This window comes from Streptomyces sp. TLI_105, from assembly GCF_900105415.1.
Taxonomy (GTDB): Bacteria; Actinomycetota; Actinomycetes; order Streptomycetales; family Streptomycetaceae; genus Streptomyces.
The window spans coordinates 555,872-580,346 of sequence record NZ_FNSM01000001.1; the positions used below are offsets into that span (position 1 = coordinate 555,872).

At 74.1% G+C, this 24,475-nt stretch carries 19 protein-coding genes; 8 read left to right on the forward strand and 11 right to left on the reverse strand.

Translation table 11 applies throughout. The features are described from left to right. Positions 1 to 15 precede the first annotated feature (15 nt). A complete protein-coding gene (locus BLW86_RS02690; RefSeq protein WP_093872506.1) occupies positions 16 to 1,419 on the forward strand; it encodes a GH1 family beta-glucosidase in 1,404 nt (467 codons plus the stop codon). 18 nt (positions 1,420 to 1,437) lie between these two features. Here BLW86_RS02690 and BLW86_RS02695 read toward each other — a convergent pair whose 3' ends face one another. Both BLW86_RS02695 and BLW86_RS02700 read right to left on the reverse strand, forming a co-directional pair. Continuing rightward, positions 1,438 to 2,148, reverse strand: a complete 711-nt coding sequence (locus BLW86_RS02695; protein ID WP_143060211.1) for a hypothetical protein — start codon at positions 2,146 to 2,148, stop codon at positions 1,438 to 1,440. A 93-nt stretch (positions 2,149 to 2,241) separates the two neighbouring features. Beyond that, a complete protein-coding gene (locus tag BLW86_RS02700) occupies positions 2,242 to 3,660 on the reverse strand; it encodes a polysaccharide lyase 6 family protein (protein ID WP_093872508.1) in 1,419 nt (472 codons plus the stop codon). 596 nt (positions 3,661 to 4,256) lie between these two features. Here BLW86_RS02700 and BLW86_RS02705 point away from each other — a divergent pair. Then, positions 4,257 to 7,949: a choice-of-anchor D domain-containing protein gene (locus BLW86_RS02705; protein ID WP_143060212.1), complete on the forward strand. Its 3,693-nt coding sequence runs from the start codon at positions 4,257 to 4,259 to the stop codon at positions 7,947 to 7,949. Between the two features lie 55 nt (positions 7,950 to 8,004). Beyond that, entirely contained in the window at positions 8,005 to 9,348 is a 1,344-nt protein-coding gene (locus tag BLW86_RS02710) for a hypothetical protein (protein WP_093872510.1), read from the forward strand. Between the two features lie 56 nt (positions 9,349 to 9,404). On the opposite strand, the gene surE is transcribed toward BLW86_RS02710, so the two are convergent. Then, a complete protein-coding gene (gene surE, locus BLW86_RS02715) occupies positions 9,405 to 10,478 on the reverse strand; it encodes a 5'/3'-nucleotidase SurE (protein ID WP_093872511.1) in 1,074 nt (357 codons plus the stop codon). Positions 10,479 to 10,668: 190 nt separating this feature from the next. After that, entirely contained in the window at positions 10,669 to 11,526 is an 858-nt protein-coding gene (locus BLW86_RS02720; protein WP_256341175.1) for a PaaX family transcriptional regulator, read from the reverse strand. Between the two features lie 155 nt (positions 11,527 to 11,681). Between BLW86_RS02720 and BLW86_RS02725 the strand changes: the two genes are divergently transcribed. The 4 genes from BLW86_RS02725 to BLW86_RS02740 are packed head-to-tail and all read left to right on the forward strand — an operon-like array spanning position 11,682 to position 15,501. After that, a complete protein-coding gene (locus BLW86_RS02725) occupies positions 11,682 to 12,593 on the forward strand; it encodes an SDR family NAD(P)-dependent oxidoreductase (RefSeq protein ID WP_093872512.1) in 912 nt (303 codons plus the stop codon). Between the two features lie 23 nt (positions 12,594 to 12,616). Further along, positions 12,617 to 13,486: an amidohydrolase family protein gene (locus BLW86_RS02730; RefSeq protein WP_093878459.1), complete on the forward strand. Its 870-nt coding sequence runs from the start codon at positions 12,617 to 12,619 to the stop codon at positions 13,484 to 13,486. A gap of 10 nt (positions 13,487 to 13,496) precedes the next feature. Further along, positions 13,497 to 15,011 (forward strand): acyl-CoA synthetase, encoded by a 1,515-nt coding sequence (locus BLW86_RS02735; protein ID WP_093872513.1) that lies wholly within the window; start codon positions 13,497 to 13,499, stop codon positions 15,009 to 15,011. Positions 15,012 to 15,045: 34 nt separating this feature from the next. Next, positions 15,046 to 15,501, forward strand: a complete 456-nt coding sequence (locus BLW86_RS02740; protein WP_093872514.1) for a MaoC family dehydratase — start codon at positions 15,046 to 15,048, stop codon at positions 15,499 to 15,501. 66 nt (positions 15,502 to 15,567) lie between these two features. Here the strand turns inward: BLW86_RS02740 and BLW86_RS02745 are convergent, their stop codons facing one another. Genes BLW86_RS02745 through BLW86_RS02775 form a run of 7 tightly spaced genes read right to left on the reverse strand, consistent with a single transcriptional unit; the run spans position 15,568 to position 22,342 of the window. After that, entirely contained in the window at positions 15,568 to 16,749 is a 1,182-nt protein-coding gene (locus BLW86_RS02745; RefSeq protein WP_093872515.1) for a 4-hydroxybenzoate 3-monooxygenase, read from the reverse strand. A gap of 28 nt (positions 16,750 to 16,777) precedes the next feature. Then, a complete protein-coding gene (pcaD, locus tag BLW86_RS02750; RefSeq protein ID WP_256341176.1) occupies positions 16,778 to 18,121 on the reverse strand; it encodes a bifunctional 3-oxoadipate enol-lactonase/4-carboxymuconolactone decarboxylase PcaDC in 1,344 nt (447 codons plus the stop codon). Next, positions 18,118 to 19,611, reverse strand: a complete 1,494-nt coding sequence (pcaB, locus tag BLW86_RS02755; protein ID WP_093872516.1) for a 3-carboxy-cis,cis-muconate cycloisomerase — start codon at positions 19,609 to 19,611, stop codon at positions 18,118 to 18,120. Before pcaB ends, pcaD begins: the two co-directional genes overlap by 4 nt. Continuing rightward, on the reverse strand, positions 19,598 to 20,173 hold the full coding sequence (gene pcaG, locus BLW86_RS02760; RefSeq protein WP_093872517.1) for a protocatechuate 3,4-dioxygenase subunit alpha: 576 nt from the start codon (positions 20,171 to 20,173) through the stop codon (positions 19,598 to 19,600). Before pcaG ends, pcaB begins: the two co-directional genes overlap by 14 nt. Beyond that, on the reverse strand, positions 20,170 to 20,922 hold the full coding sequence (gene pcaH, locus BLW86_RS02765) for a protocatechuate 3,4-dioxygenase subunit beta (protein ID WP_093872518.1): 753 nt from the start codon (positions 20,920 to 20,922) through the stop codon (positions 20,170 to 20,172). Before pcaH ends, pcaG begins: the two co-directional genes overlap by 4 nt. After that, a complete protein-coding gene (locus BLW86_RS02770) occupies positions 20,919 to 21,560 on the reverse strand; it encodes a CoA transferase subunit B (RefSeq protein ID WP_093872519.1) in 642 nt (213 codons plus the stop codon). Before BLW86_RS02770 ends, pcaH begins: the two co-directional genes overlap by 4 nt. Then, the gene (locus BLW86_RS02775) at positions 21,557 to 22,342 is read right to left on the reverse strand and encodes a CoA transferase subunit A (protein ID WP_093872520.1); all 786 of its coding nucleotides are present in this window, start codon (positions 22,340 to 22,342) and stop codon (positions 21,557 to 21,559) included. The genes BLW86_RS02770 and BLW86_RS02775 overlap by 4 nt, the downstream gene beginning before the upstream one ends. A gap of 180 nt (positions 22,343 to 22,522) precedes the next feature. On the opposite strand from BLW86_RS02775, the gene BLW86_RS02780 reads away from it, so the two are divergent. Continuing rightward, entirely contained in the window at positions 22,523 to 24,442 is a 1,920-nt protein-coding gene (locus BLW86_RS02780) for an IclR family transcriptional regulator domain-containing protein (RefSeq protein WP_218138002.1), read from the forward strand. Positions 24,443 to 24,475 lie beyond the last annotated feature (33 nt).

The following is a 24,475-nucleotide window of genomic DNA, read 5'->3' on the forward strand; positions in this document are numbered from 1 at the left end:
GGGAGTTGCCCCCTCATGACCGCGCTCGACACCCGCTCCGGCCGCACGGCTCCTCTCCGCTTCCCCGAGGGCTTCCGCTGGGGCACGGCCACGGCCGCGTACCAGATCGAGGGGGCAGCGGCCGAGGACGGCCGCGGCCCCTCCATCTGGGACACCTTCAGCCGTACGCCCGGCAAGGTGCGCAACGGCGACACCGGTGACATCGCCGCCGACCACTACCACCGGGCCGACGAGGACGTCGCCCTGATGCGACGGCTCGGCGTGACCGACTACCGCTTCTCGATCTCCTGGCCTCGGGTCCAGCCCACCGGGCGCGGCCCGGCCGTCCGCAAGGGCCTGGACTTCTACCGGCGGCTCACCGACACGCTCCTGGAGGCCGGCATCCGGCCGGTGGCGACGCTCTACCACTGGGACCTGCCGCAGGAGTTGGAGGCCGTCGGCGGCTGGCCGCACCGGGAGACCGCGTACCGGTTCGCCGAGTACGCGCACCTCGTGGCGGACGTGCTCGGCGACCGGGTCGCCACCTGGACCACGCTCAACGAGCCCTGGTGCGCGGCCTTCCTCGGCTACGGGAACGGCGTGCACGCCCCGGGCCGGAGCAGCGACCTCGCCGCGCTGCGCGCCGCGCACCACCTCAACCTGGCGCACGGCCTCGCGGCCCGGGCGTTGCGCGGCGTGCTGCCCGGTTCGGCGGAGGTGTCCCTGACCCTCAACCTCCATGCCGTACGGGCTCGTTCACAGGCTCCGGAGGACCTGGACGCGGCCCGTCGGATCGACGCCGTCGGCAACCGGATCTTCCTCGACCCGGTCTTCCACGGACGGCTTCCCGAGGACCTGGTCCGCGACACGGCGGCCGTCACCGACTGGTCGTTCGTCGAGGACGGCGACCTGGCGACGGCGGCCGCTCCGATCGACTCGCTGGGCATCAACTACTACTCCCCGGCCGTCGTCGCGGCCGGCACCTCCGAGTCGCCGTCGCCGTGGGCGGGTGCCGAGCGGCACGTACGGTTCGATCCGGCGCCCGGGCCGCGCACGGCCATGGACTGGCCGGTGGACGCGGACGGACTGCACGAGCTCCTGGTCCGGCTGCGGGACGAGCTGCCGGGCGTACCGCTGGTCATCACCGAGAACGGCGCCGCGTACGACGACTACGCCGACCCCTCGGGGAACGTGAAGGACCCGGAACGGGTGGCGTACCTGCACGCGCATCTGGCGGCGGTGCACCGGGCGCTCGCGGACGGCGCCGACGTGCGCGGCTACTTCCTGTGGTCGCTGCTCGACAACTTCGAGTGGGCGTACGGCTACAGCAAGCGGTTCGGCATCGTCCACGTGGACTTCGCGACACAGCGGCGGACCCTGAAGGACAGCGCCCGCTGGTACGCGGAGGTCATCGCCCGGGGCGGTCTCGGGGAAGCCTGAGACCGCCCGGGCCGGGCCCTACTTCTTCAGGGCGCCGGCGACGAAGTCCTGGGTGAGCGAGGCGGCCGAGTCGATCGGGATGTACTGATCGTCGAAGGGGAAGAAGTCCAGGACCCCGACGGCTCCGTAGTTCGCCCAGAGACAGGTCGTCATGGGGAAGGTGTCGGTGACGTTCTGCCGGCACCTCACGACGAGGGAGCTGCTGGTGACGGTCTTCGGGGCACCGGTGAGGTTGCGGCCGTAGTCCTTCGCCAGGTTCATGGACGCGTCGAAGACGCGGTTCAGGGAGGCGGTCGGGTCCGGGACGTTCTCGTACAGGTGGGTCCTGGCGGTGAAGACGGGCGCCGAGGCGGACATGGTGCCCTTGCGGAGGACGTTGCGCGGGCTGCCGAAGCAGGACACCTCGTCGGCGACGTCCCCGCCGTCGTCCTCGATCTCCTTCAGGCCGTCGTCGCCGGTGACCGTCATGTCGAGGTCGCTGCCGAAGTGGAAGCCGCCGTCGCCCTCGTCGCAGACGAGCTCTTCCATGGCCGGCACGACGACGGTGGTGTAGCGGGTGCCGGGGTCGGCGGCGAGCTTCTCGGTCTTCGGCCGTCCGGTGCCCCCGGCGGAGGACTCCGCCGGGGGCTTGTCCGCCTGCCGCGTGCCGTCCGCCGGTTCGCCGGAGCCACAGCCCGCCGCCGCCGACATCAGCACGACCGCGGCGACGACTGTCCTCAACCTGGTCACGTGCACGTTCCCCCGAGAAATCGCAAAGTCGATCAAGGTCTTGGCGATCATACGGGGGCCTTCGTGCGGCGCGCACCGCGCCCCGGAGAGGGGTCAGGAGGCGTTCGGGCCCACGTCCGTCGGGGTGAGCGGGCGGCGGACCGGTGCCAGGGTCGAGTACTCGTCGGAGCCGATGTCGCGCGCCGTGCCGCGGGCGTGGCCGTCGATGTCCTCGGGGACGGACACGGTGGTGAACGTCGCGGCGCCGATCGCCGGACTGCCCGCCGCGAGGCGGAAGACGCCGTCGGAGGACTGCGTCAGGCGGGGGTCGACGCGGGTGTAGCCGGCGTTGGGGAGGGTGCCGTCGGAGGCCGCGCCCCAGAGGATGTTGCCCTGCCAGATGAAGCCGGTGTTCGCGCCCAGCGCGACGAGGCTGCCGCTGTCCCCGACGATGAGGTTGTCGGCGACGACCACGTCACGCGGCTCGTAGGTGCGGGTCTCGCCCGAGAGGGAACTCTTGTTGCCGCGCAGGGTGTTGTGCACGATCACCGCACGGTCGCAGGCGTCGTTGCCGCGCCGCTCCTCGGTGCTCTCGCCCTCGTGGTGGTCGCGCGTGGTGCCGCTGCCGATGACCAGGGCCCGGCCGGTGAGGCCGGCGAGGTGGTTGTTCACGACGAGGTGGTCGTTTCCGTAGAGGCGGATGCCCTCCTTGCCGCCGAGGAGCCAGTTGCCCTCGACGGTGGAGCCGTTGCCGTGGCGGAGCACGATGCCGCCCTGGCTGGCGCGGATCGTGTTGTACCGGATCGTGTTGCCGGAGGACTTCACCGAGATGGCCTCGGGGTCGCCGTCACACCGCTCGAACAGGTTGTACTCCACGATCGCGTCCGCGGTGGACAGCGCCCTGCTGCTGACGCCGAGCCGGATCGACTCGCCGCCGTTGGCGCCGGTGTAGCCGTGGTCGGAGAAGTGGTTCTTGAAGACGTGGAGGCGCTGGGCCACGGCGGTCGTGCCGGGGCCGTCGACGACGAGGAAGATGCCCTGGGTGGTGCGCTCGTGGAAGTGGTTCCGGTCGATCTTGGCGTCGTCGCCCTCCACGAGGACCCAGTCGAGGCCGTCCACGTCCGCGAACCGGATGTCGTTGCGGGTCAGCCGGATGCCCGTGCTGCCGGCCGGGATCTCCAGGGTGCCGCTCTGCCGGAGCGCGAAGCCGCTGATGGTGACGGCGCTCGCACCGTCGAGGACGAAGCTGCGCTCGCCGCGCAGGACGGCGCCGCCGCGGGTCTGCGAGACGATCGTGATGCCGCTGCGCCCGGAGACGTCGATGGCGCCGCCCGAGGGGACGGTGTACGTGCCGTCGGCGACGACGATCCGGTCGCCGGGGACCGCACGGTCGATCGCGCTCTGGAGCGCGCTCAGGGAGGTGACCGGCGCCGGTTCGGCCGCCGAGGCGCCCGTGGCGAGCAGGGTGTCGAGCGGGACGGCGGCGGCCGCCGCGCCCAGCAGCGAGCCCTTGAGGAAGGTACGTCGTCGCATGATGTCTCCTGGTATTAGGGGGAGTCGTCGTTCTGTGCCCTGTCACCAGGGACGCGCCGGTGTCGGTCCGGCCCCGTCGGCCGGGGCGCCGGGGCGGCCCTGACACGTCGGGGCCCGGGGCGGGCCCCCACGGCCCGTCCCGGGTCCCGACCGGTCAGAGCCGGTCCGGACGCCGCCTTCCCGGCGGCCCCGCCCCGTCCTGCCCGGTGCCGCCCCCACGACGGCACCCGTCAGGACGACGGCCGCCACGGCGCCCGCCTCGGTGCTCGTTCCGGTCCGCTCCTCGGAACGCGTCGGCGGGCGTGCCGGGCGGGTGGTCGTCCCTCCCTGGCCTGCCGACACGCACCAGCCTGCCGCGTGCCACTCACGTCTCGCTCACGTTCCGCTAACGCCCGGGGACATGACGGACCGGCGAGAAAGGTCGTCGGACCCCGCCGTTCAGGTGGATTTGGGGTGAGGAACCCGACACGATGACGTCCGCGCCAGATGGCAGGTTCACGATGAGGCCGGCGGAGCGTCCCGGTCTTCGTCCTCGTGTGTCCACGTGAAGGGGAGAGATGGCCGGCCGACGCAGAGCGATCGCCCGATTTCTGACGATGTCCCTCACGGCGGGCCTCCTCGGCGGCGCGGCCGTCGGGACGGCCGTGCCCGCCGGGCCCCGGCAACCGGCCGCCCCGGCCGCCGCTGCCGACCAGACGACGATCTCCCACGACGACCTGCGCACCGGCTGGGACCGGGACGAGCCGGGGCTCGCCCCCGACCAGGTGTCCAGCTCGGACTTCGGGCTGCAGTTCTCCACCACCGTCGACGGCCAGGTCTACGCCCAGCCGCTGGTCGTGGGGCGCACCCTGGTCGCGGCCACCGAGAACAACAAGGTGTACGGGATCGACGCTGCCACCGGCGCCATCGGCTGGACGAAGGACTTCGGCGCCCCCTGGCCCGCCTCCGCCATCACCTGCGGGGACCTGGTGCCGAACATCGGGGTCACGTCGACGCCGGTGTACGACCCGGCGAGCAATGCCGTCTACCTCACCGCCAAGGTGAACGACGGCCCGGACGTCCAGCACCCCAACTGGTACGTGCACGCCCTCGACCCGGCGACGGGCGCCGAGCGGGCGGGCTGGCCCGTGAAGGTGGCGGGCGCGCCGGTGAACGACCCGGGCCGGGCGTTCAACCCGTACACCGCGGCTCAGCGGCCCGGGCTGCTGCTGATGGGCGGGTCGGTGTACGCGGCGTTCGCCTCGCACTGCGACCGGGGGCCGTACGTCGGTTACGTCATGGGGGTGAACACCTCGACCCGCAGGACGACGCTGTGGGCCACCGAGGACTCCTCCGCGAACGGCATGGCGGGCGTGTGGATGAGCGGGGGCGGTCTGGTTTCCGACGGTCCGGGCCGGATCCTGTTCTCGACGGGCAACGGGGTCTCCCCCGCGCCGGGCCCGGGCAACCGGCCGCCGGGCCAGCTGGCGGAGTCGGTGGTCCGGCTCGGGGTGAACAGCGACGGGACGATGTCGGCACAGGACTTCTTCAGCCCGTCCGACGCGCCGCAGCTCGATCTGAACGACACCGACCTGGGCTCGGGCGGCCCGGTGGCCCTCCCGGAGCCGGTCTTCGGGACCAGCGGCCATCCACGGCTGCTCGTGCAGATCGGCAAGGACGGGCGGCTGTTCCTACTGGACCGGGACGACCTCGGCGGCCGGAGCCAGGGCCCCGGCGGCACCGACAAGGTGCTCGGCACCTTCGGTCCGTACGAGGGCGTCTGGGGGCATCCCGCGGTGTACGGCGGGCAGGGCGGCTACGTGTACACGATCGGCAGCCGGGGGCCGCTGCGGGCGTTCGCGTACGGTCTCACCGGCTCGGGCCTCCCGGGGCTCACCAACACGGGCAGCAGCGCGGAGCAGTTCGGCTACACCTCGGGTTCGCCGGTGGTGACGTCGACGGGGACGAACCCGGGTTCGGCGCTGGTGTGGGCCGTCGCGTCGGACGGGGCGAACGGTGCCAACGGGCAGCTGCGCGCGTACGACGCCGTGCCGGTGAACGGGGCGCTGCGGCTGCGCTGGTCGGCGCCGATCGGCGTGGCCTCGAAGTTCGCGGTGCCGGCCACCGACGGCGGACGGGTCTACGTGGGGACGCGGGACGGGCACGTGATGGCCTTCGGCCGTCCCGCCAACTCCGCGCTGACGGGTGAGCCGGTGGACGCCGGCGAGGTCGCGGTCGGGGCGACGGGGACGGTGACGGCGACCGTCACGGCGACCCGGGACGTGACGATCACGGGGGTGAGCACGCCGGCGGGCAGCGCGTTCTCGGCGTCCTCCTCGGGTCTGCCCCGGACGCTGCGGGCGGGCGAGACCCATGCGGTGCGGGTGTCGTTCTCGCCGACGGCACCGGGGCCCGACACCTCGGCCCTGACCTTCGCCACCGATCTGGGCGACAGCGCGCTGGGCCTCACCGGGTACGGGACGAGGCCCGGCCTCCTCGCGTCCCCGGCCGCACTGGACTTCGGGACGGTGGCCACGACGACGCGGAAGACGCTCGGCGTGACGTTCACCAACACGGGGACGGCCGGCGAGACGATCTCCTCCGTCTCGCCGCCCGGCGGCCCGTTCACCGCGTCCGACCTGCCCGCGGCCGGCACGGTCGTCCCGCCGCGGCAGTCCGTCACCGTGCAGGTGGCGTACGCGCCGACGGCCGCCGGACAGGACACCGGGACGCTCGCCGTCACCGGGACGAACGGCACGGTGTCCGTCGCCCTGAGCGGCACGGCCGTGACCGGGCGGGCGCAGCTCACCATCACGCCGACCTCGACGGCCTTCGGGCAGGTGAAGGTCGGCGAGTCCGTGACGAAGACCTTCGACATCAGCAACACCGGAAACATCCCCCTCACCCTCACCAAGGCGAAGCCTCCGGCGGCCCCCTTCCACGTCACCAATCCGGTCAGCGAGGGCCAGGTCCTCGGCCCCGACGACGTGGTCCACCAGGCCGTCACCTTCTCCCCCACGTCCATCGGTGCGGCGACGGCCGCGTACGAGCTGACCTCCGACGACGGGAGCGGTCCCCACAACGAGACGCTGACCGGGTCCGGTGTCACCGGGACCACGGTCACCGTCCCCACGCCCGGCGCGGGCGGCTGGAAGCTGAACGGCTCCACGCGGATCTCCGGCAACGACCTCCAGCTGACCCAGGCGAGCACCTCCCAGCGGGGCTCCGCGGTCTGGCCCGTGCCCGTGCTCACCGACGGGCTGAAGGCCTCCTTCACCACGGTGATCGGCGGCGGCACCGGCGGCGACGGCCTCACGTTCTCGCTGCTCGACCCGGCGAGGACCACGCCTTCCGCGCTCGGCGGCGTCGGCGGCGGTCTCGGCTACGCCGGTCTCCCGGGCGTGGCCGTCGCCTTCGACACGTACCGGAACCCGGGCGATCCGTCCGCGAACTTCGTCGGCATCGCCACCGGGGGCAGCGGCTCGGCCCTCACCTACGCGTCGACGACGTCGAGCGTGCCGAACCTGCGGTCGGGCACTCACACGGTCTCCGTCTCGGTCACCGGCAAGACCGTCACGGTCTCCGTCGACGGCACCCAGCGGCTGCGGACCACGGTCGCCTCGCTCCCCCCGGCCGCTCTGCTCGCCTTCACCGGCGGTACGGGCGGAGTGACCGACATCCACGCCGTGCGGGGCGCGTCGATCACCGCCGCCTCGTACGCCGTCCCGCCGCCCGGCCCCAACGGCTGGAAGTACAACGGCAGCGCCGCCCTGTCGGGCACCACGCTCGTCCTGACCCCGGCCCAGACGTACCTGAAGGGTTCGGCGGTCCAGGCCACCGCCGTGCCCTCCGCGCGGCTCAGGGCCCGCTTCACCGCCACGCTCTCCGGCGGCACCGGCGGCGACGGGCTGGCGCTGCTGCTCCTCGACGCCTCCCGTACGACGGCCGGAGCCCTCGGCGGCGGAGGCGGTGGCCTCGGCTTCGCCGGCCTGAGCGGAGTGGCGGTCACCCTGGACACGTACCGCAACACCGGGGAGCCCTCGTCGAACTTCGTGGGCGTCGCGACCGGCGGCTCGGGCACCACCCTGCGGTACGCGGCCACCTCGACGGCCGTGCCCGCGCTGCGTACGGGCAGCCATGTGATCGACGTCTACGTCACCGCCGCCGGCCGCCTCGTCGTCCTGGTCGACGGCACCCAGGTCATCGACGTGGCGCTCACGCTCCCCCAGAACGTCCTGGTCGGTTTCTCCGCCGCCACCGGCGGATTGACGGACCGTCACGCGATCACGGGAGTACGGATCGGCTACTGAGGTAACCTGCTCGCCGCTCGGAGCCCGTACCCGATCTCTTCAGAAGAAGCGAGCGATGCCGATGACCGACCTGAGCCGGATATACGTGGACGAGTGCCTGCGCGGGGACGGCGGACTCGCGACGGCCGTCGCGCGGGCCGAACTGCCACCGGCCTTCGAGGAGGCCTGGCGGGCCCACCTGCTGCCGCGGCCCTGGTTCGTCCGGGCCTCGGAGACGGCCGCGTTCGCGCGGGACCTGGAGGGCCTGTTCGACCTCCTCCTGTCGCTGCCGGAGCGGCTGTTCGGCGGGGACGTCGAGCGGTACGCGGCGGAGATCGGGCTCGAACCGGCGCTGGCGGCCCTGCTCCGCCGGGCCGGCTCGGGCGTCCCCGCCAAGCTGGGGCGCGCCGACGCGTACCACGACGGCACCTCGTTCAAGCTCCTGGAGTTCAACCTCGGCAGCGAGGTCGGCGGCCTCGACATGGACGTCTTCGACCAGGCGCTGCTGCGGGTCCCCGGGTTCGCCGCCTTCGCGCGCGAGCACGGCCTCGGCCATGTGGACATCGCCGAGCGGATGGCCGCCGTCCTGCGCGACCGTGCCCGCCCCGCGCTGTCCGGCTCCTCGGAACCGGTGATCGGTCTGATCGAGGGGCGCGGCGGCGTCGGCCCGTACGGACGGCTGATGCGCGCCACCCAGGAGGCGATGGCCGAGCAGGGCCTCGACCTGAGGATCGGCGAGATCGGCGACGTACGCGCGCGCGGCGACGGGAAACTCACCCTGGACGGCACCCCGCTCGACCTGGTGCTTCGGAACTTCGCGGCGAGCCAGTTGCTCGACGACCCCGAGGGGCCGGGCGTGGCGGAGCCGTTCTTCCGCGCCCACGAGGCGGGCAGGACCGTGTTGTTCACGTCGCTGGAGAGCGGCCTCTACTCCCACAAGAGCGCCCTCGCCCTCCTCTCCGACCCGCGATCGGACGACGCCTTCGACGCCGGTGAGCGGGCCCTGATCGAACGGGTCCTGCCGTGGAGCCGGGCGCTTCGTGCCTCCGGTCCCGCCGGGTCGGTCGAGCTCTGCCGGGAGCGGCGGGAGCGGCTCATCCTCAAGCCCGGGGCCGGGTACGGCGGCCTGGACACGTTCGTCGGCTGGGAGTGCACCGACGCCGAGTGGCGAAAGGCCCTGGACCTCGCGGTCGAGCGCGGCGGCTACGTGGCGCAGGAGCGGGTCGTGCCGCGGCCCGAGCCCGTGTACGACCCGGCGACCGGGGCCGTGGACGACTGGGTCGCGGCGCTGGGGTTCTTCCTCACCGACGACGGCTACGCGGGCGCGCACGCGCGCGTCAACCGTGCCGACGGCGGTGCGATCGTCGGGATGAGCAGCAACCCGGACACCCGCATGGCCGGGGTGTTCACGCATCCCTGACGGCACGCGAAGCCGCCCTGTCCGGCCGAGTCCGGCCGAGTCCGGCTTCCGGGGGGTCAGCGGCGGGGAGCGTCGTGCTCGACGTACCGGCGGATCTTCCGCAGCGTCTCGGGGTGCGGTTCCCTCACGCCGTAGGTGCGGTCGGCGGTCACCGGTGCCACGGCGATGCGGCCGTCGCGGAGCAGGGCGGTGGAGTCGGCGTCCTTCACGGTCTCGGTGCACGGATCGCCCGGCGCCTCCCCGCAGAGGCCGAGGCCGATCCTGAAGGAGTTCCCGCCGGTCTGCTCGTAGGCGTGCCAGACGGCCTGCCCGTGGCCGACCCGTGTCCAGCGCGGCGGTCCGGCGGGCGTCCCCGTGCTGACGTCGGGGTAGTCGACCTTGAGGGCGAAGTCGGCGGTGAGCAGGCCGCGTTGCCTGAGGCCGGCGACGAAGCGGGCGCCGAACTCGGCGTTGGCGCGGTAGTTGACGCGCGGGAAGGACGTGTTCGTCTCGTCGCCGGACGAGGAGAACGCGATGGCGGGGACGTTCTGGTCGATGGCGGCGACGGCGGCGCCCACCGTCCCGGAGTCGTTGACCTGGGCGGAGACGTTGGGGCCGGAGTTGATGCCGGTGAGGACGAGGTCGGGGGCCCCGGTCCAGCCCGCCTCGGCCTCGAGACCGGCGCGGAGGGCGAGCTTGACGGTGTCGGCCGGGGTGGCGGACGGGGAGTCCGCGGCGCAGTGGCCGTCGGCGAGGCAGACGCCGTAGACGGCTCCCCCCGAGGGCGCCTGGGCGCAGTCGTTCTCGTAGCCGGCGGGCAGGGCGGTGCGGCGCTGGGCGGTGAGGACGCCGCCGTTGGTGACGGCGGTGCCCTTGCCGGACTGGACCTGCCAGGGCGCCATGACGACGACGTCGGCCCCGGCTGCGCACATCGCGCGGCGGAGCTCGTACAGGCCGAGACCGTCGGAGTTGCTCGCCTTCGCCGCCCGCATCGAGTCGTCGTTGGAGATCAGGATCCGCATCCCGGCGAGCGGGAGGGGGGCGGTCCTCTCGGGCGTGGTGGCGTACGCGGTCACTCCCGTCGCGGCCAGCAGTACGGCTCCCAGGGCGGCGAGTCCGATTCTGCGCGGGGTCGACGACTTCGACGACATGGGCGTGGTCCCTTCGGTGGGGAGGGGGCTGCGAGGGTGGACGGCCTCGCCTTGGTGACACGTGTCAAAGAAAACGCGGAAGCGAGCGCCGGTGTCAATGGATCGCTCTCGGGCGCGACGGAGGCGAACCGCTTCCGCCTGCGGAAACGCCGTGGAGAAATCTTCAGCGCCGGGGGCGCCGCCCCGGCGGCTACCCCTCCGGTTCCCAGCGGTCCAGGATCTCGTCGGCGATCCGTCGGGCCCCCGGTTCGAAGCGGGCGGAGAGCTCGCGGAAGAGGGCCTCCGCGGTCTCGGCGGGCCAGTCGGCGGGCAGGTGCTCGGCGGGCAGGTGCGGGTCGCGGCGGACCAGGTCGAGCCAGTCGGTGTGGAGCAGGAGCAGCCGGCCCAGGTCGTCGCGCGCCTCGCCGGGGGCGGCGCCGTCGCCCCAGCGGGCGAGGAAGACGCGGTAGCCGTCGGCGATGGCGTCGACGTCGAAGGCGGTACGGAGCAGGGGCCCGGCCTCGGTTGGCGCGGCGGCCTCGCCGTGGAAGGCCCTGATGCGGTCCCCGAGTCCGAGTTCGGTCGCGAGGGGGGCGACGTCCACCCGGCCGGGGGCCACCCAGAGGCCGCTCTGCAGCGGCCCGAAGCCCGCCCAGACGAGCCGCGAGCGCAGGTCGTGGCGTTCCCGGCGCCAGGACTCGGGCAGCGAGAAGCCGACCAGGGTCCAGGTGCCGTCCCAGGCCCGGTTGACGGCGCCGGTGCGGTGGACGCGCTCCTGGCCGTCGGCGAGGACCTCCGCGGCCCGGGGCGTGAGCGAGAAGTACATGCGGCGGCCGCGTCGGTGCCGTTCGAGCAGTTCGCGGCCGACCATGCGGGTGAGGGTCGAGCGGACGGCGTCCTCGCCGACGTCCACCCGGGCGAAGGCGTCGATCACGCTCGCCGAGGACAGGGCGGTTCCGGTGCCGAGGACGTGGATGCCGAAGAAGGTCAGCATCAGGGACTGGGGGCGGGGCGAGGAGCCGGGCTCGGCGGGGGTTCCGGTCTCGGCGGTCGGGGCGGGCTGCGTCACGGGGACAGCGTAGGGCGGGTTCCGGAAACGCGCCTCAATATTCGGCACTTCATTGACGGCCGACAAAAGAATGCCTAGCTTGTTCGCTCGACGGTGCGTGTCCGGTCGCGATCCCCCGCGCCCCGCACCGCCTTCACGGGAAAGGACCCCCGTTCATGACCCATGCGGATCTCTCCGGCAAGGTCGCCGTCGTCACCGGCAGCGGCCGCGGACTCGGCCTCGCCTACGCCCGCTCGCTGGCCGCCGCCGGCGCCGCCGTGGTGGTCAACGACGTGGCTGCCGAGGCCGCCGTCGAGGCCGTACGCCTGATCACCGCCGACGGCGGGCGGGCCGTCGCCGAGGTGGTGCCGGTCGGCTCCACCGAGGCCGCCGAGGCCCTCGTCGCCCGCGCCGTCGACAGCTACGGCCGGCTCGACGTCATGGTCACCAACGCCGGAGTCCTGCGGGACCGGGTGCTGTGGAAGATGACGGACGAGGACTTCGACACCGTCGTCGAGGTGCACCTGCGCGGCACCTTCACCTGCGTCCGCGCCGCCGTCGAGCGGATGCGCGCCCAGGGCGAGGGCGGCCGGATCGTGGTCGCCGGCTCCCCCGCCGGGCAGCGCGGCAACTTCGGGCAGACCAACTACGCCGCCGCCAAGGCCGGGATCGCCGCCATGGTCCGCACCTGGGGCATGGAGCTGGCGAAGGCCGGCATCACCGCGAACGCCGTCATCCCGGTCGCCGCGACCGCGATGACCAGGACGATCCCCGTCTTCGCCCCGCACGTCGAGGCCCTGGAGCGGGACGGCGTCGCGTTCCCCGACGGCCTGCGCAAGGGCGAGGGCTTCGGCACCCCCGAGGACGTCGCCGGTCTGGTGACCTTCCTCGCCTCGGACGCGGCCGCCGGGGTGACCGGTCAGTGCGTCGGCATCGGCGGCGACAAGCTCTCCCTGTGGTCGCACCCGCGGGAGGTGTCGGTGGCGTACGCCGACGGGGGCTGGAGCGCCGAGGCCATCGCCGCCGCCTGGCCGGTGACCGTCGGCCGCGCCCCGGAGACCTTCGGCATCCCGGCGCCGCAGCTGTGAGCGGCCACGGCCCGACGTCCCCGCTGGACGTGGACGCGCTCGTCGCCATCGACATGCACACCCACGCCGAGGTGTCCGAGAAGGGCGGGGCGTCGCTCTCCGCCGAGCTCGACGCCGCCGCCGGCGCGTACTTCGGGGCGGAGCACCGGCACCCCACGCTGCCGGAGATCGCCGCGTACTACCGCGAGCGGCGGATGGCCTGTGTGGTGTTCACGGTGGACGCGGAGTCGGCGACCGGCACCCCGCCGGTGCCGAACGAGGAGATCGCCGAGGCCGCCCTGCGGAACCCGGACGTGATCATCCCGTTCGCCGGCGTCGACCCGTACAAGGGGAAGTCGGCGGTCCGTCAGATCCGGCGGCTCGTCGAGGAGTTCGGGGCCAGGGGGTTCAAGTTCCACCCGAACATCCAGGCCTTCCACCCCGACGACCGCATGGCGTACCCGCTGTACGAGGCGATCGAGGAGGCCGGTGCGATCGCGGTCTTCCACACCGGGCAGACGGGCATCGGGGCGGGCGCCCCGGGTGGCGGGGGCATCCGGCTGAAGTACTCGAACCCGATGGACGTGGACGGCGTCGCCGCCGACTTCCCGGGGATGAAGATCGTCCTCGCGCACCCGTCCTTCCCCTGGCAGGACGAGGCGCTCGCGGTCGCCACCCACAAGCCGCAGGTGTACATCGACCTGTCGGGCTGGTCGCCGAAGTACTTCCCGCCGCAGCTGGTCCGGTACGCCGACAGCCTGCTGCAGGACAAGGTGCTGTTCGGCTCCGACTTCCCGCTGCTCGCGCCGGACCGCTGGCTGGCCGACTTCGCGAAGCTCCCGATCAAGGACGAGGTCCGTCCGAAGATCCTCAAGGGGAACGCGGCCCGGCTGCTCGGCCTCACCGGAAACTGAGGGGTACCCCATGCGCAACCAGGGCATCGGCTCCTGGCCCGCCCGCCGCGACCGCAGGTCGCCCCGGCGCACCGCCCTGCTGTACGAGGGCCGCGCGATCGCCTACGCCGAACTCCACGAGCGCTGCACCCGGTTGGCCCACGCCCTGCGGGGCGCCGGGGTCGAGCGCGGCGACCGGGTGGCGTTCCTCGGCCCCAACCATCCGGCGTACCTGGAGACGCTCTTCGCGGCCGGTCTCCTCGGCGCGGTGTTCGTACCGCTCAACACCCGGCTCGCCGCACCGGAGCTGCTCCACCAGCTGACCGACTCGGGCAGCGCCGTCCTGGTGCACGCCGGGCAGCCGGCCGCGCGGGTGGCCGAACTGGCGGCGGGTGCCGCCCTCGCGACCGTCCTCGCCGTGGACGGCGGCCCGGGCGCCTCGTACGAGGAACTGCTCGCGGCCGCGTCGACGGAGCCGGTCGACGAGGAGGTGGGGCACGAGGACGTCTGCCTCATCATGTACACCTCGGGCACGACCGGACGTTCCAAGGGCGCCGTCCTCACCCACGGCAACATCGTCTGGAACAGCCTCAACGTCCTCGTGGACACCGACCTCGCCGGCGACGAGGTGGCCCTGGTCGCCGCACCGCTGTTCCACACCGGGGCGCTCAACATGAGCTGCCTGCCGATCCTGCTGAAGGGCGGCACGGTCCTCCTGGAGGCCTCCTTCGACGCCGGCCGCGCCCTGCGGCTGATCGAACGGCACGGGGTGACCTGCATGTTCGGCGTGCCGACGATGTACGACGCGATGGCGGCGGCCCCGGGCTGGGCGGACGCGGACCTGACCGGTCTGCGCACCCTGCTCTGCGGCGGCGCCCCGGTGCCCAGCCGCACCACGCGCGCCTATCTCGACCGGGACCTCGCCTTCGTCCAGGGGTACGGCATGACGGAGACCGCGCCCGGTGCCCTGATCCTGGACCGGGCCGACTCGGTGAGCCGGGCCGGTTCGGCGGGCGTCCCGCACTTCTTCACCGACGTGCGGGTGCTGCTGCCCTCCGGCGAGGAGGCGGCACCCGGCGAGAAGGGCGAGGTCGTCGTCGCGGGGCCGAACGTGACCCCGGGCTACTGGAACCTTCCGGAGGCGACCGCCGCGGCCTTCCGCGACGGGGGGCGCTTCCGGTCGGGCGACGTGGCCACCGTGGACGAGGACGGCTACGTCCGGCTCGTCGACCGCCTCAAAGACATGATCATCTCGGGCGGGGAGAACATCTACCCGGCCGAGGTCGAGGACGCCCTGCTCGGGCACCCGGACGTCGCCGAGGCGGCCGTCATCGGCGTGCCCGACGCCCGCTGGGGCGAGGTGGGACGGGCCGTCGTCGTCACCCGTGCGGGGGCGACCGTCACCGAAGGGGAGCTGATCACCCACCTGGAGGGTCGGCTCGCCCGCTACAAGATCCCCAAGAGCGTCGTCCTCGTTCCCGAGCTCCCCCGCAACGCCACCGGAAAGCTGCTGAAGGCGCCCATCCGGGCGCGCTACGGCGACTGACCTCTTCCTTCCGATTCAGAGGAGTACCCCCCCCATGGCTCTCACCGTCCACGGCATCGACGAGATCAAGGCGCAGGCCGGGGCCGACCTCGGCCACAGCTCCTGGGTCGAGATCGCCCAGCCGCGCGTCGACACCTTCGCCGACGCCACCGACGACCACCAGTGGATCCACGTCGACGCCGAGCGCGCCGCCACGGGCCCCTTCGGCGGCACCATCGCCCACGGCTATCTGACGCTCTCGCTGCTCATCCCGATGTGGAGCGAGCTGCTCCAGGTCGAGGACGTGTCGATGGCCGTCAACTACGGTCTCAACAAGGTGCGTTTCCCCTCCCCCGTGCGCGTCGGCTCGAAGATCCGCGCGCACGGCCGCGTGGTGTCTGTGGAGGACGTCAAGGGCGGGGTCGAGGTCGTCGTGGACCTGACCGTGGAGATCGACGGCGTCACCAAGCCGGCGTGCGTCGCCCAGGCGGTGTACCGCTTCTTCGCCTGATCCGTCCGTACGTGGAAGGGGGCGGCCGCTCGAAGCGGCCGCCCCCTTCCACGCGCCGACGGATCGTCAGTCCGTCCTGAATCCCACGTAGTTCTCGGCGAGGGAGGCCGAGGCCGCCTCGGAGCCCGCCAGGTAGCGCAGGTGCGAGAGGCGCAGTTCGCGGTCGAAGCGGGACTCGGCGGGGTCGGCGTGGAGCAGGGTGGTCATCGTGTACGAGAAGTGCTCGGCCCGCCAGATCCGGCGCAGCGCGGTCTCCGAGTAGGCGTCGATGGCCGATTCGTCGCCGTGCGTGCGGTGGCGGGTGAGGGCCCGGGCGAGCAGGGTGACGTCGGCGACGGCGAGGTTGAGGCCCTTGGCTCCGGTGGGCGGCACGATGTGGGCGGCGTCGCCGGCGAGGAACAGGCGGCCGTGGCGCAGGGGTTCGGCGACGAAGCTGCGCATCGGGGTGATGCTCTTCTCCGTGACGGGGCCGCGCCGCAGGGTCCAGTCGCCGTCGACGGCGAAGCGGGCGTCCAGCTCGTCCCAGATCCGCTCGTCGGACCAGTCGTCGACGGTGTCGTCCGGGTCCACCTGGAGGTAGAGGCGGCTGACCTGCGGCGAGCGCATGCTGTGCAGGGCGAAGCCGCGCTCGTGGTGGGCGTAGATCAGCTCGTCGCAGGAGGGCGGGACGTCGGCGAGGATGCCGAGCCAGGAGAAGGGGTACGTCCGCTCGACCACGGTGAGCAGGTCCTCGGGGAGGGAACGGCGGCCGATCCCGTGGAAGCCGTCGCAGGCGACGACGTACGCGCACTCCAGGGTCTTCTCCGCGCCCTCGTGGCGGTAGCGGACGGTGGGCCGGTCGGTGTCGGCGCCGTCCACGGAGAGCGCCTCGGCCTCGAAGAGGACGGTTCCGCCGTCCCCCAGTCGCAGTTCGATGAGGTCCTTCACGACCTCGGTCTGGGCGTAGACCATGACGGAGCGGCCGCCGGTCAGGGACGGGAAGTCGATGCGGTGGGAGCGGCGGTCGAAGCGGAGCTCGATGCCGTGGTGCTCCAGGCCCTGGCGGTCCATTCGGGCGCCGGCGCCGGAGGCGCGCAGCACGTCGACGGTGTCCTGTTCGAGGATGCCGGCGCGCTGGCGGCGCTCGACGTATTCCCGGTCGCGCAGTTCGAGGACGACGCTGTCGATGCCCTGCCGGTGGAGCAGGTGGGAGAGGAGGAGGCCGGCGGGACCGGCTCCGATGATGCCGACGGTGGTGGTGCGGGGCACGGGTGACTCCAGGAGAGGTCGGAGGGGGTCAGCTGGTCGCGTCCTCGGCGAGGACGCGCTGGGCCGTGGCGAAGGCGGCGTTGGCGGCGGGGACGCCGCAGTAGACGGCGGAGTGCAGCAGGACCTCCCCGATGTCCTCGGGGGTGAGGCCGTTGCGCAGCGCGGCCCGGACGTGCAGGGCGAGCTCCTCCAGATGGCCGTGGGCGACCAGGGCGGTGAGGGTGATGCAGCTGCGGGTGCGGCGGTCGAGTCCCGGGCGGGTCCAGATCTCTCCCCAGGCGCAGCGGGTGATGTAGTCCTGGAAGTCGGCGGTGAGGGCGGTCGTCCGGGCGACGGCCCGGTCGACGTGCGCGTCGCCGAGGACCTCGCGGCGGACGGCCATGCCGCGGGCGTGTCTGCTGCCGTCGTCGGCGGGGGCGCCGAAGTGGCCGAGGAGCGCGGTGAGGACGGCCTGCGGGCGTTCGGCGGGGGCCAGGTGGGAGGCTCCGGGGAGTTCGAGGAGGCCCGCGTCGGGGATGCCGTCGGCGAGTTCGCGGGAGTGGGCGGGCGGCGTGGCCGGATCGGCCCGGCCGGCGACGACCAGGGTCGGGGCGGTGATCCGGCCGAGCGCCTCGCGCAGGTCGTACGTGGCGAGGGCGTCGCAGCAGGCCGCGTAGCCGTCGGGGTCGGCGGCCCGCAGGTCGGCGAGGAGCCGGTCGGCGGCCCCGGTGGAGGCGAAGCCGGGCGTGAACCAGCGCGCGGCCATCGTCTCGGCCAGGGGCGCTGTACCCCGGGCGCGGACGAGCGCGGCGCGCTCGCGCCAGGCCTCCGGGTCGCCGAAGCGGGCCGAGGAGCAGACGACGGCGAGGCCGGTGACCCGCTCGGGGTGGTGGGCGGCGAGGTGGGCGCCGACGGCGCCGCCGAGGGAGATGCCGGCGTAGCCGAAGCGCTCGGCGCCGAGGTGGTCGGCGAGTTCGAGGACGAGGGCGGCGAGGTCGGCGACGGTGGTGGCCCCGGGCGTGGTGTCGGGCAGCGCCTTGGCGGGGGTGCCGCCGTGGCCGGGGAGGTCCCAGCGGACCACCCGGTGGTGCCGGGCGAGGGCGGTGGTCTGCGCGTCCCAGACGCCGAGCGAGGTGCCGAGGGAGGGCCCGAGGAGGAGGACGGGGGCGTCGGCGGGGCCGTCGACCCGGTGGTGGAGGGCGGGGGCGGCTGCCGCCTGGGTGGGTGCGGGGGTCGCGGGCCCTGGTCCGGTGGGGGCGGGGGCGGGCTCCGCCTCGGGCGGCTCCGACGCCCCGGCCGTCATCCGGGTGGGGGCGGGGGCGGCTGCCGCCGGGGTGGGCGCGGCGACGGGGCCCGCCGTTTCCGTCGGGGCGGTGGTCGCGTCGGGTGTCATGCGGGGCCTTTCCGGTCGGCGGAGGGGCGTCTTTGCAGGGCGTGGTCGACGAGGTGGGGAGCGGCGCCGGTCGCGCCGGCCGGGTCCGTGAGGGTCCTGAGGTGGTCCGGTGTGACCAGGCCGGTGAGTTCCGGGGCCTCGGCGAGGACGTCCGCGAGGTGGCGGCGCTCCGTCAGGGCCCGGTGGGAGGCCTCGTCGAGGAGCCGTCGGGCGGCGGCGCGGCCGAGGAGCGCGGAGAGTTCCGCGGCGAGGCGTTCGCTCGCCACCAGGCCCCGGGTGCGGTGCAGGTTCTCCCGCATGCGGCCGGGGAAGACCCGGAGGCCCTCGGTGAGCGCGGCCAGGTGGTGGGCGGCGCCTCCGGCGAGGCGGAGGAGTTCGCGCAGGGCCTGCCATTCGGCGTGCCAGGCGCCGGCCGGCCGTTCGTCCTCGGCGGTGAGCGAGCCGAGGAGGACGGCGGCGAGCGCGGGCGCCTGACGGGCGGCCGCGGCGATGAGGGTGGCGTGGACGGGGTTGTTCTTGTGGGGCATGGCGGAGGAGCCGCCGCCCTCGCCCTCGGCGAGTTCGCCGGTCTCGGTGCGGCTGAGCAGCAGCACGTCGGCGGCCGGTTTGCCGAGTGCGGCCGTGGTGAAGGCCAGTGCGGTGCCGAGGTCGGCGACGGGGGTGCGCAGGGTGTGCCAGGGCAGGGCGGGGGCGGCGAGGCCGAGTTCCCGTGCGTACGCCTCGGCGAGGGCGGGCCCGCTGCCGGGTGCGTCGGCCAGCTGCTCGAACGCGGCCAGGGTGCCCGCCGCGCCGCCGAGTTGGGCGGGGAGCGTGAGGGCGGTGAGCCGGTCGGTCGCGTCGAGGACGAGGCTGCGCCAGCCCGCCGCCTTGAGCCCGAAGGTGGTGGGGACGGCGTGCTGGGTGAGGGTGCGGCCGGCCATGACGGTGTCGCGGTGGTCGGCGGTGAGCCGCCCGAGGACGGCGGCGGCGCGGTGCAGGGGGGCCGTGACGAGGGGGAGGGCGCGGGCCGCGACGAGCATCGCGGCCGTGTCCATGATGTCCTGGCTGGTCGCGCCCCGGTGGACGTGGGGTGCGGCCTCCTCCGGTACGGCGGCGGTGAGTTCGGCGACGAGGGGGATGACGGGGTTGCCGCCGCCTCGGGCGCGCAGGGCGAGCGCGCGCGGGTCGTACCGGTCGGTGCGGGACGCGGCCTCGGTGACGGCGGCGGCGGCCTCGGCGGGTGCGTGGCCGAGGGCGGCCTGGGCCCGGGTGAGGGCGGCCTCGGCGTCGAGCATGGCCCGGAGGAAGGCGCGGTCGCCGGTGGCCGCCTCGACGTCGGTGCCGGCGCGGACGGGGGCGAGGAGTCCGACGTCGTACGGTTCCTCCTCCTCGTACCGCCGCGCCGGGAAGCCGGCCTCGTGCGGCGCCTCGTGCTCGTACCGCCGTGCCGGAGACCCAGCCCCGTACGGCTCCTCCTCGTACCGCCGCTCGGGCTGCTCAGCGGAAGTCAAGGAACACCGTCTCCTCCGGGCCCTGGAGGCGGACGTCGAAGCGCAGGGTGCGCGGTCCGGTCCCGGTCGCGAGCAGGGTGGCGCGCCGCTCCGGCGGGAGCGAGGCGAGCAGCGGGTCGGTCTCGGCGGCCGGTCCCGGCAGGTAGATCCGGGTGAAGAGGTGGTGCAGGAGGCCGCGGGCGAAGACGCAGACGGAGAGGTACGGGGCTCCGGCGGGCGGCAGGGTGCGTATCGCCCAGCGGCCGTCGGCGTCGGTGGCGACCCGGCCGAAACCGGTGAAGGTGACGCCGTCGCGGCCGGCGTGGCCGCCGGTGACGGGGTCCTTGCGGAGGGAGCCGGGGGCGCCGGCGCGGTCGCCGTCGGGTCCTGGCTGCCAGATCTCCAGGAGCGCGTCGGGGACGGGGGCGCCGGCTCCGTCGTACACGTGGCCGTGGACGGTGAGGGTGTCCGGGTGCCCGGCGGGGGCGAGGTCGGGTCCGCCGGGGAAGGGCAGCGCGTATCCGTAGAAGGGGCCGACGGTCTGGGCGGGGGTCGGGAGGGCGGGGGTGGGCGTGCCGGTCATCGGCCTTCCTCGATCCAGGTCGCGGCGGGTCCGTCGAGGACGATGTCCCAGCGGTAGCCGAGGGCGTGTTCGGGGATGGTGAGGTGGTGGTCGTAGGCGGCGACGAGCCGGGCGCGGGCGGCGTCGTCGGTGACGGACTGGAGGACGGGGTCGTAGGCGAGGAGCGGGTCGCCGGGGAAGTACATCTGGGTGACGAGCCGCTGGGTGAAGGCGCTGCCGAAGAGGGAGAAGTGGATGTGCGCGGGGCGCCAGGCGTTGGTGTGGTTGCGCCAGGGGTAGGCGCCGGGGCGGATCGTGGTGAAGCGGTACGTGCCCTGGTCGTCCGTCAGGCAGCGGCCGGCGCCGGTGAAGTGGGGGTCGAGCGGCGCCGGGTGCTGGTCGAGCCGGTGGGCGTAGCGTCCGGCGGCGTTGGCCTGCCAGACCTCGACGAGCTGGCCGCGCACGGGGCGGCCGGCCCGGTCGAGGACGCGCCCGGTGACGGTCATCCGCTCACCGAGGGGTTCGCCGGCGCCGCCGCGGGTGAGGTCGGCGTCGAGGGCGGTGACGTCGGTGGCGCCGAAGACCGGTCCGGAGAGTTCGACGGCCTCGGGGTCGCGCACGGCGACCAGGGGCTGCCGGGGGTGGCGCAGCGCGCTGCTGCGGTAGGGCGGGTAGTCGCGGGCGGGGTGGTGCCGGGTCTCGCCGGCGCGGAGGTACTCCTCGCGCCGGGCGTCGATCTCCTTCGAGATGTCCTGCTGGGTCGGGATCATGCTGCGGTTTCCACCTTCACGGGAGCCGCCGTCAGGCGGACGATGTCCTCGGGGGTGACGCCGGGGGCGGTCTCGACGAGCCGGAGTCCGTCCTCGGTGACGTCGAGGACGCCGAGGTCGGTGACGATCCGGTCGACGCAGCCCCGGCCGGTGAGCGGCAGGGAGCACTCCTGGACGATCTTGGGGGTGCCGTCCTTGGCGGTGTGCTCCATGAGGACGAGGACCCGGCGGGCTCCGTGGACGAGGTCCATGGCGCCGCCCATGCCCTTGACCACGCGGCCGGGGACCGTCCAGTTGGCGAGGTCGCCGCGGGCGGAGACCTGCATGGCGCCGAGGATCGCGGTGTCGATGTGGCCGCCGCGGATCATGCCGAAGGAGAGCGCGGAGTCGAAGAACGCGGCGCCGGGCAGGACGGTGACCGTCTCCTTGCCCGCGTTGATCAGGTCGGGGTCGACCTCGTCCTCGTACGGGTAGGGGCCGACGCCGAGGAGTCCGTTCTCGGAGTGGAGGACGACGTCGACGCCGTCGGGGAGGAAGTTCGGTACGCGGGTGGGCAGTCCGATGCCGAGGTTGACGTACGAACCGTCCGTCAGCTCGCGGGCGGCGCGGGCCGCCATCTCGTCCCTGGTCCAGCTCATCGGGGGCGTACCGTCCTTCGTTCGATGCCCTTGTCGGCGGCCTGGGCGGGGGTGAGCGCCAGCACCCGCTGGACGAAGACGCCCGGCAGGTGGACCTGGTCGGGGTCGAGCTCGCCGGGTTCGACGAGCTCCTCCACCTCGGCGATCGTGATCCGGCCGGCCATGGCGGCGAGCGGGTTGAAGTTGCGGGCGGCGCGGGCGAAGACGAGGTTGCCGTGCCGGTCGCCGCGGGCCGCGCGGACGAGCGCGAAGTCGGTGGTGATGCCGTGTTCGAGGACGTACGGGCGTCCGTCGTACTCGCGGATCTCCTTGGGCGGGGAGGCGACGGCGACGGCGGCTTCCCCGGGCTCCGTCCGGGAGGCGCCGTCGGCCGCGTACCGCCAGGGCAGTCCGCCGTCGGCGACCTGGGTGCCGACGCCCGCGGGGGTGAAGAAGGCGGGGATGCCGCAGCCGCCGGCGCGGAGCCGCTCGGCCAGGGTGCCCTGGGGGGTGAGTTCCAGTTCGAGCTCGCCGCCGAGGTAGCGGCGGGCGAACTCCTTGTTGTCGCCGATGTAGGAGCCGGTGACGCGGCTGATGCGGCCGGCGGCGAGGAGGATGCCCAGGCCTCCGCCGTCGACGCCGCAGTTGTTGGAGACGACGGAGAGGTCTCCTGGGCCGTGGGCGTGCAGGGCGCGGATGAGCACGTCCGGCACGCCGCTCAGCCCGAAGCCTCCGACGGCGAGTGAGGCGCCGTCCTCGATGTCCGCCACCGCTTCGGCGGCACTGGCGACCACTTTGTCCATGTAACAACCCGTTTCACTCGGGATTGACGGTGCGGGTGTTCGCCTGCTGAACTTGAGTTCAGAATTTTGGCGGGGGTGAGTGTCCATCCGCGCCACGGGCCGTGTCAACGGCGCGGGTACGGTTTCCCCGCGCGTCCCCCGCGCCCGCTCCACCCGCCACCGCCCCGAGGAGTCCGGACGATGCCGCAGCCGATCGAGGCCCCGGACGCACCCGACCCGGCCGACGCGCCGGTGGCGCCCGACGCCGTGGACTCGCCCGACGCCCTGGACTCGCCCGACGCCGTGGACGCGCCTGGCGAACCGGTCGCGGTCCACGAACGGGACGCGGTCGGCGAACCGGTCGCGGTCGGCGCGCCCGACGAGCTGGTCGGGCCGCTCGAACGCGGGCTCGCCGTGCTCCGCGTCATGGCCGCGAGCCCCGAGGTCCGGCACCGGCCCGGTGACCTCGCCCGGACGACCGGGCTCGCCCGCTCCACCGTCGACCGGGTCGCGACGACCCTCGTCCGCCTCGGCGTCCTCCGGGCCGAGGGCCGCGACCTGCTGCTCGCGCCCGGCGCCGCCGAGCTCGGCAACGCCTACCTGGCCTCCTGCGGGCTGCCGGAGCTCCTCGGACCGCACGCCGTCGCCCTCGCCGACGCGCTGGACGAGTCGGTGTCCCTGGCCGTCCCGGACGGCGACGGCGTCCGCTTCCTCGCCCAGGCCACCCGCCGCCGGGCGATGGCGATCTCCTTCCGGACCGGGGACCTCCTGCCGGCCGAACGCTGCGCGCCCGGCGCCCTGTTCGCCGGGCGGTGGGACGCGGCGGACCTCGAACGGTGGCGGGCCCGGCGCGCGAAGGACCCCCTGGACGCCGGCTTCCCCTCCGTACCGCCCCGGCCGGCCGGGGCGCCGCCCACGTCCGAGGAGGTCGAGGCCGGGTTCCTCGCCCGGGTGCGCGAGGCCCGCGCGACCGGACTCGCCGTGGACGACCAGCTGATCGAGCCGGGACTGCTCGCCGTCGCGCTGCCGGTACGGGGACCGGACGGCACGGTCGTCTGCGCGGTCAGCGTCGTCAGCCACACCAGCCGGCACAGCGCCGCGTCCCTCACGGCCCAGGCCCTGCCGCCGCTGCGCCGCGCGGTCACGGCGATGGAGGCCGCGCTGGCGGCGGCACCGGCCGCCGCCGCACCCGCGAGCGGCGCTCCGGCGCCCGGGGCCGGGTCCGCGCCGACCGCCGACGCCCCGGAAGCGGCGGAGACGGCGCCTGCCCCGGCCGGACCGACGTCCGCGCCGACGGCTTCGGCGCCCGTCGCCGGTGCCGCACTCAAGGAAGAGCTCGGCTCGGGCTTCCTCCAGTCGCTCGCGCGCGGTCTCGACGTCCTGCGCGCCTTCGGCTTCGTCCGGGGGCCCGCCCGGCTCGCCGAGCTCGCCCGGCTCACCGGACTGCCCCGCGCCACCGCCCGCCGGTCCCTGATCACCCTGCGCCATCTCGGGTACGTACGGGAGGACCCCGAGGGCTTCCTGGTCCTCCCCCGGGTCCTGGAACTCGGCTACGCCCGCCTCTCCGGCCTGAGCCTCCCGGAGATCGCCACCCCGCACCTGGTCGCCCTCGTGCTGCGGGTCCACGAGTCCGCGTCCGTCGCCGTCCTCGACGGGGACGACATCCGCTATGTGGCCCGGGTCGCGGGCACCCGCATCATGCACATCGACATCACCGTCGGCACCCGGCTGCCCGCGTACGCGACCTCCATGGGCCGCGTCCTGCTCGGGGCCCTGCCGGCGGCGGAACGCGCCCGACGGCTCGGCCGCATCACGCCCCGGGCGCTCACCCCGCGCACGGTGACGACCCACGAGGGACTCGACGAGGCCGTGACGGCGACCGCCGCACGCGGCTACGGGTGGGTGGAGCAGGAGCTGGAGGAGGGGCTCCGCTCGTTGGCGGTGGCGGTCACGGACGGTGCGGGGCGGGTGGTCGCCGCGGTCAACGTGGCCCTGCACGCGGGGCGGGCCACCCCGGAGGAGAGCCTCACGGCGCTGCTGCCGGCGCTGCGCGAGACGGCGCGTCTGATCAGCACGGACCTGGCGGCCGTGGGCCGTTTCTCCCCCGTGCCCCCGAGCTGACGGCTCCGCCCGTCGTGGGCATGCGCTCCTCCC